Here is an 11008-nt window from a genome sequence, read left to right as displayed (position 1 = left end):
TGCCACCGAAGTGGCTGATATCGTCTTGTGAGTGCCCACACAGATTGTCTGATAAATTGTTAAAGAGCAGTGAGTTATGCGCTTTCGCTTACTAACTCGAGGTGGCGTATATTACGCTTTCCTCATTCAGTGTCAACCGTTTATTTTATCCGGTCATCACTGTTTTTAATCTTTCCGACCCGGTTACTTCGTGATGTTGTTCACGTTGTTCCCTGTCGATGGAGCGGCATTATAGGGAGTTCTCAGCAGGCCGCAAGGGCTAATTTCACTTTTCCTACCAAGCGTTCATAAATTCACCAAATGAATAAGTAACACACAAGTAATGCATAAAAAACGGGCTCCGAATGACTCCGGAGCCCGTTATAAGGCCGCTACTTATCTATTTACTGTCTTGCGATGATGTGATCATCTTCCACATCGACAGTAATTGGTTTGCCTGGGATCAGCTTGCCAGACAAGATTTGCTGAGCCAGCGGGTTCTCAATCTCCTGCTGGATGGCACGTTTCAATGGACGCGCACCATAAACCGGGTCAAATCCTGTGTTACCCAGCAGTTCCAGCGCCGCATCGGTCAGCGTTGCCGTGTAGCCGTGTTCTTCTAAGCGTTTATACAAACGTGCCAGCTGGATCTTGGCGATATTCTTGATATGCGCATGACCCAGCGGATGGAACACAACCACTTCATCTATACGGTTGATGAATTCCGGACGGAAGCTGTGTGTGACCACTTCCATTACCGACGCTTTCATCTGCGCATAGCTGGCCTCACCGAAGTGCTGCTGAATAATGTCAGAGCCCAGGTTAGAGGTCATGATGACAACCGTGTTGCGGAAATCAACTGTTCTCCCCTGCCCGTCAGTTAAACGGCCGTCATCCAGCACCTGCAATAAGATGTTGAAGACATCCGGGTGCGCCTTCTCAACTTCATCTAACAAGATGACAGAGTAAGGACGACGACGAACCGCTTCGGTCAGGTAACCCCCTTCCTCATAACCGACATAACCCGGAGGCGCACCGACCAGACGTGAAACGGAGTGTTTTTCCATAAACTCTGACATATCGATGCGAACCATCGCGTCATCGCTGTTAAACAGGAATGTCGCCAGCGCTTTACACAGCTCTGTTTTACCCACACCGGTCGGACCGAGGAACAGGAATGACCCGATCGGACGGTTTGGATCTGACAATCCTGCGCGGCTACGACGAATGGCATTCGATACTGCTTCTACCGCCTCGTTCTGGCCAATCACACGGTTATGAAGTTCTTCTTCCATACGCAGCAGTTTTTCACGTTCACTTTCAAGCATCCGGGCAACCGGAATACCGGTCCAGCGCGCCAGCACGTCGGCAATTTCCACATCTGTCACACGGTTGCGCAGCAGCTTCATGGTTTTACCGTCTGCCTGAGTCGCCGCTGCCAGCTGTTTTTCCAGTTCCGGGATTTTACCGTACTGCAATTCTGACATACGGCCCAGATCGCCAACGCGGCGAGCCTGTTCAAGCGTAATCTTTGCCTGCTCCAGCTCGGCTTTAATATTCTGCGTGCCGGTCAGGGATGCTTTCTCAGCTTTCCACTCTTCTTCCAGCTCAGAATATTCACGCTCTTTCTGGCTCAGTTCGGTTTCCAGCATTTCCAGACGTTTCACACTGGCATCATCAGACTCTTTTTTCAGCGCCTGCTGTTCCAGTTTGAGCTGGATAATACGGCGATCGAGACGGTCCAGAGACTCCGGTTTAGAGTCCATCTGCATACGAATGCTGGATGCCGCTTCATCTATAAGGTCGATTGCTTTATCCGGTAACTGACGATCCGAGATATAACGCTGCGACAATGTGGCTGCTGCAACGATAGCCGGGTCAGTAATCTGTACATGGTGATGCAGCTCATAGCGTTCTTTCAGACCACGCAAGATAGCGATGGTGTCTTCAACAGAAGGCTCGGCAACAAACACTTTCTGGAAACGACGCTCTAACGCCGCATCTTTCTCGATGAACTGACGATATTCATTTAATGTCGTCGCACCTACACAGTGAAGTTCACCACGCGCCAGAGCCGGTTTCAGCATATTGCCGGCATCCATTGCGCCATCGGCTTTACCCGCACCGACCATGGTATGCAATTCGTCGATAAACAGAATGACGTTGCCTTCCTGTTTAGCCAGATCACTCAGCACGCCTTTCAGACGTTCTTCAAATTCACCGCGATACTTGGCACCGGCAACCAATGCACCCATGTCTAATGAAAGCACACGTTTATTTTTCAGACCTTCCGGCACTTCACCATTAATGATGCGCTGTGCCAGTCCTTCCGCAATCGCGGTTTTACCGACACCTGGCTCACCAATCAGCACCGGGTTATTTTTGGTACGACGTTGCAGAACCTGAATAGTCCGGCGAATTTCTTCATCACGACCGATGACCGGATCCAGTTTGCCCTGCTCGGCACGTTCGGTCAGATCGATAGTGAATTTTTTTAATGCCTGACGCTGGTCTTCGGCATTCTGGTCATCCACTTTCTCACCCCCACGCATTTGATCGATAGCCGCTGTGATTTTCTCGGCCGTTGTACCGCTGGCTTTTAACAGATCCGTTAAAGAGCCGTGGTCTTTCATCACGGCCAGAACAAACAGTTCTGAAGAGATGAAAGTATCGGCACGTTGTTGTGCCAGCTTGTCACAAAGATTTAAAACACGTACCAGCTCATGGGATGGTTGAACATCACCGCCGGTACCTTCAACTTGCGGCAAACGCCCCAAAGCCTGATCAACGTCCGTGCGCAGTTTCTGGGTATCTATCCCAGCCGCCGTTAATAAAGGACGTACGGTTCCGCCTTCCTGAGTAAGCAAAGCACTCATCAGGTGAACAGGTTCGATAAATTGATTGTCGCGCCCGAGCGCGAGTGACTGAGCATCCGCGAGGGCAAGCTGGAATTTGCTGGTAAGACGATCCAGACGCATAACACCTCCAATACTGAACAAAATTGCTACTGGAGATTAGATGAGGTCAACCCTCACGTTTTCAAGGTTATCTTGGCAGTATATTCAGAGGACAGCTGTTATGCGTGATGGATCGTCTTGATTCGATAGGTTATATCAGCCAAATTAAACTTGCCAGCCGTCCGGTAATTCCGTCGCGCCGATAAGAGTAAAATTTGTTGCTGTCTGTCACAGTGCAATATTCACCGCCGTAGAGGGCGGTGATGCCCGCAGCTTGCAAGCGAAACCGTGCAAGCTGGTAAATGTCGGCCATGAATTTGGCACCTGCAGGTCTGAAAGCGACGGATACGGCAGAGTCCACAGCCATAAAGGCTTCGCGAACTTCGCCGCCAACTTCAAAATGAGAAGGGCCAATCGCCGGTCCCATCCATGCCATCACGTCCCCGGGAGTCGCTTCAAAACAGGCCACTGTATTTTCTAATACACCCGCACACAATCCCCGCCAGCCCGCATGAGCTGCAGCGACTTCATCGCCGTTTTTACTGCAAAACAGAACCGGTAAACAATCGGCTGTCATTGCTGCACAGACAACGCCTGGCTCGCGGGTATAGGCCGCATCGGCAATCTGTGTCGGAATAAGGGGAGTTTGCGATGATAAACGAACCACGTCGGTGCCATGAACCTGCTCAAGCCAGTGTGGCGAAGCAGGCAGACCGCCCAGCGCGATCAACCGCTGGCGGTTCAGCGCAACATGCTCAGGAGAATCCCCGACATGACTGCCGAGGTTAAGCGAACCGTAAGGAGGCAGACTGACGCCTCCTTCGCGGGTTGTCGCACATGACCGCACCGATGCCGGTTGCGGCCACTGAGGCTGGATAAGCACGCTCATTACCAGTTCATCTGGTCCTTGAACTCTTCGGTATCCGCTTTAAGCGCATTGATCAGGTCAACCATATCCTGCGGAAGTGGCGCATGCCATTCCATCTGAATACCAGTGACCGGATGATAAAGACGCAGCATGGTAGCGTGAAGAGCCTGACGATCGAATCCGCGCAGCATATTAATGAACGGTTCTGAAGCACCTTTTGGCAGACGTGGACGGCCACCATACAGTTGATCGCCTAACAGAGGATGGTTAATGTGCGCCATATGCACGCGGATCTGGTGTGTACGACCGGACTCCAGACGCAAGCGCAGACGCGTATGAGCACGGAAATGCTCCATGATGCGATAGTGTGTCGTCGCCGGTTTGCCAGTCGGATGAACCGCCATATGCGTACGCTTGGTGGAATGGCGCGCAATCGGCTCATTCACTGTGCCGCCTGCCGTCATTGTACCAATCGCCACGGCTTCATATTCGCGGGTAATTTCGCGGGCCTGAAGTGCGGTCACCAGGTGCGTTTGTGCAGGCACCGACTTCGCCACCACCATCAGACCGGTGGTATCTTTATCCAGGCGATGCACGATGCCGCAGCGCGGTACATCAATAATTGCAGGGTAATAATGCAGCAGCGCATTCAGTACCGTGCCATCAGGATTCCCGGCGCCCGGATGAACAACCAGATCACGGGGTTTATTGATGACTAAAATATCAGTATCTTCATACACGATATCTAAAGCGATATCTTGTGGCAGCCAACGCGCTTCTTCTTCAATTTGCGCATCGATTGCGATAGCCTCGCCACCCAACACTTTTTCTTTTGGTTTGGTCACTTTTTTGCCATTGACCGTGACCCTGTCTTCAAGGATCCAATCTTTTATGCGAGATCTTGAATAATCAGGGAACAATTCGGCCAAAGCCTGATCTAACCGTTGACCGAGTTGAGATTCGGCCACCGTTGCGGTGAGTTGTACTTGTTGTGCCATATGCAGCTTCTTGGTTAACGTTGGGTTTTCACGGCGATGCCGTTTAAAATAATGTGCTATTGTAGCTGGTCTTTGTCGGGAGCTTAACGGACAGTCTCCCAGAATAACACCTGAGGATAATCAAAACGTCATGACGCGTGTGAAATATCTGGTGGCAGCAGCCACGTTGAGCCTGGCGCTGGTCGGTTGCTCCAGTTCCAAAGAAACGGTTCCCGATAACCCGCCTAACGTCCTTTATGCCACTGCCCAGCAAAAGCTGCAGGACGGTAACTTTAAAGGCGCTATTGCGCAATTAGAAGCGCTGGATAACCGCTATCCGTTTGGGCCTTACTCGCAGCAAGTTCAGTTAGATCTGATTTATGCCTATTACAAGTCTGCTGACTTGCCTATGGCTCAGGCTTCTATTGATCGCTTTATGCGTCTGAACCCAACACATCCGAATATCGACTACGTCATGTATATGCGTGGTTTAACGGATATGGCGTTGGATGACAGTGCCCTGCAAGGATTTTTCGGTGTTGATCGTTCAGACCGTGATCCACAGCATGCACGTGCAGCATTCCGTGATTTCAGCCAGTTGATCCACACGTATCCAAACAGCCAGTACGCCACTGACGCGACTAAACGTTTGGTATTCCTGAAAGATCGTTTGGCGAAATACGAGCTGTCAGTGGTGCAATACTACACTAAACGCGGTGCTTACGTCGCTGTCGTTAACCGTGTAGAACAAATGCTGAAAGATTATCCGGATACGAAAGCAACGCATGATGCGCTGCCGTTGATGGAAAACGCCTACCGTGAACTGCAGCTGAACACTCAGGCTGATAAAGTCGCGAAAATTATTGCCGCCAACAGCGCAGCATAATTTTACATGTCCGTGGACAAACGGTAGCTCAGGCTGCCGTTTTTTTTGGCTCTTTTTAGGGGATAATTGCAGAAACACAGGAAAGAATAACGTACTGATCCCATCAATCATGCCTGCTCCTGAATGAAGTCTCAAGGCCTTTCCGGCCATTAATTACCCTGAGTCACATAAACTTCAACATTGACAAAAAGTGACAAAAAACCGCGAGTTTAGGGACGCATTTCGTAAAAAAGGCTGGTATGTTGGATTCATCGGAGACGGAAAGAAGAGAGGTAAGTTATATGACAGTCAACATTACCAGTAAACAAATGGACATCACCCCCGCGATTCGTGAACACATCGAAGGGCGTCTGAAAAAACTGGATAAATGGCAAACTCAGCTCATTAACCCACACATAATCCTGTCGAAAGAACCTCAGGGATTTGTCGCCGATGCGACCATCAGTACACCAAACGGAAAACTGGTTGCCAGTGCTACGCACGATGATATGTACGCTGCGATTAACGAAATGACGACCAAACTCGAGCGCCAGCTCAATAAAGCGCAGCATAAAGGTGAGGCCCGCCGTGCAGAGTCCGGCGTCAAAGAACTCAATCTGGAACCGGTGCAGGAAGAAGAGGAATAACCGGGTTATCCGGCATGTCAGTAACAACGCGCTCTGAGGGGCGCGTTTTTTGTGTCTGAAGGAATCTTATTGACACAGGGAAAACCCAGCGGTTACTTTAAGACTCTGCTCAAACTTATGGAAACAACGTATACATGAATACCCGTCTGTTTTTCTTCGCATTCTTTTTTACCTTCCCCTGATTGGGAGGCGTTTCGTCGCGAAAGAATGAATGCGAAGACGAACAACAAAGCCTCCTGAAAAGGGGGCTTTTTTTATGCCTGCGTTTTACACATTTTGCTGAAAGAAAGAACATCTAAAAGGGTAATAACATGACCGAGAACTCATTACTGGCACTGCGCGAACGCATCAGCGCATTAGACCTGAAATTGCTGGCCCTGCTGGCAGAACGACGTACGATGGCGATTGAGGTCGCGCAATCCAAAATGCACTCTCACCGCCCTATCCGCGATAAAGAACGCGAAGCAGAACTGATTAACACACTGATTCAGGAAGGGAAAAAACAGGGGCTGGACGGCCATTACATCACCCGCGTTTATCAGCTAATCATTGAAGATTCCGTTCTCACACAACAGGCACTCCTGCAGCAACATCTGAATAAAACCTCTTCTGATTCAGCCCGCATCGCTTTCCTCGGTCCGAAAGGTTCATATTCACATCTCGCCGCCCGTCAGTTTGCCGCACGTCATTTCGACCAGTTCATCGAATGTGGCTGCCAGAAATTCCAGGATATCTTTTCTCAGGTTGAAACCGGCCAGGCTGATTACGCGGTATTGCCGATTGAAAATACCAGTTCCGGCTCAATCAATGACGTTTATGACCTGTTGCAACACACCAGTTTGTCGATTGTGGGCGAGCTGACAAACCCTATCGATCATTGCGTTCTGGTGGCGGCAGACACGGATTTATCTCAGATTCAGACGGTTTACAGCCATCCGCAACCCTTCCAGCAATGCAGCCAGTTCATTAACCGCTTCCCTCACTGGAAAATTGAATACTGCGAAAGCACTGCGGCGGCGATGGAAAAAGTGGCGGCAGCCAATTCTCCGCACGTGGCTGCGCTGGGCAGCGAAGCCGGTGGCGCGTTGTACAAATTGCAGGTGCTCGAACACAACCTGGCGAACCAGCAGGAAAACATCACCCGCTTCATTATTCTGGCGCGCAAAGCCATTGAAGTGACAGACCAGGTTCCGGCTAAAACCACGCTGATTATGGCCACTGGCCAGCAAGCGGGGGCGCTGGTGAATGCGCTTCTGGTGCTGCGTGATCAGGGCATCATCATGACCAAGCTGGAATCACGTCCGATCAACGGTAATCCGTGGGAAGAGATGTTTTATATCGATGTGCAGGCAAACCTGCGTTCAGAAGAGATGAAAAAGGCGCTGAAGGATCTGGCTCCAATCACACGCTCGCTGAAAGTTCTCGGCTGTTATCCAAGCGAAAACATCGTTTCCGTCGACCTGTAATTTTCCACAAACAAAAAGGGCGCTGCATACAACTGCAACGCCCTTCTTTTCATTTACAGACAGCATTTCCGAAAAGCTTACTTGCGGTTGTCGTTGGCCTGACGGAGTAACGCACCACTTTCTTTCAGGAAACGCGGTGCATAATCACCGAACCAGTGCTCAACCTGCCTGAACTTATCGATAAACGCCTGTTTATCACCCGTTTCCAGCAGAGCAAGTGCATCACCAAAACGCTGATAGTAACGTTTGATCAGCGCCAGATTGCTTTCTGAGGACATAATAATATCAGCGTAAAGCTGCGGATCCTGTGCAAACAAGCGACCAACCATCGCCAGTTCGAGGCGATAGATCGGTGAAGACAGAGCCAGCAACTGTTCGATTTCAACGTTTTCTTCTGATAAATGCATGCCATAAGCAAACGTTGCAAAGTGGCGTAACGCCTGAATGAACGCCATGTTCTGGTCGTGCTCGACCGCACTGATTTTATGCAGGCGAGCACCCCAGACCTGTAACTGCTCCAGCAACCACTGATAGGCCTGAGGTTCACGACCATCGCAGTACACCACAACCTGTTTTGCCAGGCTGCTGACATCCGGCCCAAACATAGGATGCAAGCCAAGCACCGGACCTTCATGCACCGCCAGCATCGCCTGCAGCGGACGATTTTTCACTGACGCCAGATCCACCAGAATACAGTCATCCGGCAGTTTTGGCAGACGTGCGATCACTTCTTCAGTCAGATGGATCGGTACGCTGACAATCACCATTCCGGCATCCGCCAGTAATGTTTCTGCCTGCGGCCAGTCTTCCTGCTCCAGCACTTTTACCTGATAACCGGAAAGTTCAAGCAGACGAGTGAACAAGCGCCCCATCTGCCCGTTTCCGCCAATAATCACCACCGGGCGCAATGCCGGATGCAATGTTTTGAAGCCTTTATCGTTTTCGCTTGAGTAGGACTCACGCATCACGCGGCGCAATACATCTTCAATCAGATCGGGCGGAACACTGAGGTTCTGCGCTTCCTGACGGCGTGAAGCCAGCATTGCCGCTTCCCGTTCAGGGACATAAATCGGCAAACCATAACGACTTTTGACTTCCCCGACTTCTGCCACCAGCGCAAGACGCCGTGATAAGAGATCTAACAACGCTTTATCAACGTCGTCGATCTGATCGCGCAACGCGTTAAGTTCTGCCACCATAAAAACTTACTCTCCTGCGATTCGTGCCGCCAGCGCGTCGCCCAGTTCCTGATGCATCGTGCGCAGCAGGTTTTCCGTGGTTTCCCAGTTAATGCAGGCATCCGTAACAGACACACCGTATTTCATTTCTGAACGCGGTTGTTCAGAAGACTGGCTGCCTTCGTTCAGATGACTTTCCAGCATCAGCCCCGTGATAGAGCGGTTACCGGCTTTAATCTGATCGATGACAGACTGAGCCACGACAGGCTGGCGACGATAGTCTTTGTTTGAGTTACCGTGACTGCAATCTATCATCAAGGAAGGATGGAGTCCCGCATCGGCCATCTGTTTTTCACAGGCCTGAACGTCCTGCTCGCTGTAGTTTGGCATTTTGCCGCCGCGCAAAATCACATGCCCGTCCGGGTTGCCCTGAGTCTGCAACAGGCAAACCTGACCGGCCTGATTGATCCCCACAAAGCGGTGCGCCATTTCTGCAGCACGCATCGCATTGATCGCCGTACCCAGGCTGCCGTCAGTCCCGTTCTTGAAGCCCACCGGCATTGACAAACCAGACGCCATTTCGCGGTGAGTCTGAGATTCGGTCGTACGCGCACCGATTGCTGACCAGCTGAACAGATCACCTAAGTATTGCGGACTGTTGGGATCCAGCGCTTCTGTTGCCAGCGGTAACCCCATGCCGACCAGTTGCAGCAGCAAATCACGGGCAATGTGCAGACCCGCTTCCACATCAAACGTGCCGTCCATGTGCGGATCGTTAATTAACCCTTTCCAGCCGACAGTGGTCCGCGGTTTTTCAAAGTAAACACGCATCACGATGTACAAACGATCGCTGAGTTCGGCCGCCAGTGTTTTCAGGTGACGCGCGTAATCCAGCGCCGCATCCACGTCATGAATTGAGCAAGGGCCACACACCACCAGAAGACGAGGATCACGACCATGGACGATATCCGCGATGGTTTTACGTGCTTCGGAAATACTGTTTTCGTCGCTGACGCTTAAAGGAAAACGGTTTTTCAGCTCTTCAGGAGTGATAAGGATTTGTTCAGCAGTGATATGAACATTATTCAGGGCGTCTTTTTGCATGATCGTGTTCCGTTATAAGGAAAATGGGCTGCCACGGCGGCATCTGCGGACAACATTAACACAGCACGTAAACTTAGCAAGCCTTAGTTGTAAACTTAACATTACCATTTCACCATTGATATGCAGACAACGGAAAGTTAACTTTACATAAAAAGCGAATCAGACGAAAAGGATGTACCGTAAATATTACACATGGTTTGTCAGCGGTGAAAAAGGAATTTCAGGGGAGGGAAGGAGAACAACGTCAGAAATACCCTCAGCAACAGGGAGCTGCTGAGGAGACGAAATTTACAGATTACGATCCAGGGTAATAAATACCTGCCCTAAAGCAGTCACTTCATCCACGCCACACTCGAAATGGCTTTCCTGACGCGTCACGCTCAGACGGTTACCAGGAATACGGGCCACATCATAAACGTCCAGATCACCATCAATGTCCAACAGCCAGCGACCATTGCCGGGATGTGTGCTGCCCAGATCGATAATCCATGAATGATTGCCTTTCACGATATACGCAGGCTGCGCCAGCGAATCGTCCAATAGCGAAGGGTCAACCGTCCAGAGGCCTTCTTCCTCAAGCTCCCCGCCGCGCAATCTCAATTTTTTAAGCTGACGGATTTCACCTGACGCCACGGCAGCCGAAGAGCTTGCATCCTGCATCGCGCCTTTGCCCGTTGCCAGCCAGCGCAACGAGACGCCGGTATCCAGCGCACAGGCCACGACCACATCACCGGGGAAATAATCTCTTCTTACCCAGGTACTTATCGTGCCAGATGATAATCCATACAGATCCCCCAGTTCCTTCTGCATGCTAAAGCCGTAAGCCTGAAGCATACGCGTCAGAACAGCTTTTCCACCTTCAAGTTCATCTAATTGCATCTGGCGAAAACCCCTGAATCTGTAAATATCATCTTGACAACTCGCAAATGCAAGTTTAGATTGATTATGTAATGTACCGACAGACGAC

At 50.6% G+C, this 11008-nt stretch carries 10 protein-coding genes and 1 other annotated feature; of the genes, 4 read left to right on the top strand and 6 right to left on the bottom strand.

The genetic code is table 11. From position 1 onward, the window contains the following. Positions 1-383: 383 nt before the first annotated feature. The 3 genes from clpB to rluD all read right to left on the bottom strand — a co-directional run bounded on the left by clpB (position 384) and on the right by rluD (position 4802). Positions 384-2957 carry an ATP-dependent chaperone ClpB gene (gene clpB / locus DXU84_RS14210; RefSeq protein WP_153376040.1) on the bottom strand — a complete coding sequence of 858 codons (2574 nt, stop codon included), beginning with the start codon at positions 2955-2957 and terminating at the stop codon, positions 384-386. Positions 2958-3087: 130 nt separating this feature from the next. After that, positions 3088-3825: a purine nucleoside phosphorylase YfiH gene (gene yfiH / locus DXU84_RS14205; RefSeq protein ID WP_126124628.1), complete on the bottom strand. Its 738-nt coding sequence runs from the start codon at positions 3823-3825 to the stop codon at positions 3088-3090. After that, positions 3825-4802: a 23S rRNA pseudouridine(1911/1915/1917) synthase RluD gene (gene rluD, locus DXU84_RS14200; RefSeq protein WP_037034119.1), complete on the bottom strand. Its 978-nt coding sequence runs from the start codon at positions 4800-4802 to the stop codon at positions 3825-3827. Before rluD ends, yfiH begins: the two co-directional genes overlap by 1 nt. 130 nt (positions 4803-4932) lie before the next feature. On the opposite strand from rluD, the gene bamD reads away from it, so the two are divergent. The 4 genes from bamD (at position 4933) to pheA (ending at position 7759) form a co-directional block, all read left to right on the top strand. After that, a complete protein-coding gene (bamD, locus tag DXU84_RS14195; protein ID WP_013574066.1) occupies positions 4933-5667 on the top strand; it encodes an outer membrane protein assembly factor BamD in 735 nt (244 codons plus the stop codon). A 281-nt stretch (positions 5668-5948) separates the two neighbouring features. Continuing rightward, a complete protein-coding gene (gene raiA / locus DXU84_RS14190; RefSeq protein WP_013574065.1) occupies positions 5949-6293 on the top strand; it encodes a ribosome-associated translation inhibitor RaiA in 345 nt (114 codons plus the stop codon). A 133-nt stretch (positions 6294-6426) separates the two neighbouring features. Then, positions 6427-6551, top strand: a sequence feature (Phe leader region). After that, positions 6428-6475 carry a hypothetical protein gene (locus DXU84_RS25405; protein WP_369794779.1) on the top strand — a complete coding sequence of 16 codons (48 nt, stop codon included), beginning with the start codon at positions 6428-6430 and terminating at the stop codon, positions 6473-6475. (Overlaps the previous feature by 48 nt.) A gap of 53 nt (positions 6552-6604) precedes the next feature. After that, the gene (gene pheA / locus DXU84_RS14185) at positions 6605-7759 is read left to right on the top strand and encodes a bifunctional chorismate mutase/prephenate dehydratase (RefSeq protein ID WP_153376038.1); all 1155 of its coding nucleotides are present in this window, start codon (positions 6605-6607) and stop codon (positions 7757-7759) included. A gap of 77 nt (positions 7760-7836) precedes the next feature. Here pheA and tyrA read toward each other — a convergent pair whose 3' ends face one another. The 3 genes from tyrA to DXU84_RS14170 form a co-directional block, all read right to left on the bottom strand. Further along, positions 7837-8958 carry a bifunctional chorismate mutase/prephenate dehydrogenase gene (gene tyrA, locus DXU84_RS14180; RefSeq protein WP_153376036.1) on the bottom strand — a complete coding sequence of 374 codons (1122 nt, stop codon included), beginning with the start codon at positions 8956-8958 and terminating at the stop codon, positions 7837-7839. A gap of 6 nt (positions 8959-8964) precedes the next feature. Next, positions 8965-10041, bottom strand: a complete 1077-nt coding sequence (locus DXU84_RS14175) for a 3-deoxy-7-phosphoheptulonate synthase (protein WP_013574062.1) — start codon at positions 10039-10041, stop codon at positions 8965-8967. 288 nt (positions 10042-10329) lie between these two features. Next, positions 10330-10920, bottom strand: a complete 591-nt coding sequence (locus tag DXU84_RS14170) for a helix-turn-helix domain-containing protein (RefSeq protein ID WP_013574061.1) — start codon at positions 10918-10920, stop codon at positions 10330-10332. Positions 10921-11008 lie beyond the last annotated feature (88 nt).

This window comes from Rahnella sp. RcJ3 (genome assembly GCF_009498575.1).
Lineage (GTDB): Bacteria > Pseudomonadota > Gammaproteobacteria > Enterobacterales > Enterobacteriaceae > Rahnella > Rahnella aceris.
Note: the sequence above shows the minus strand (reverse complement) of the source record. Positions and strands in the feature narration are given on the sequence as shown.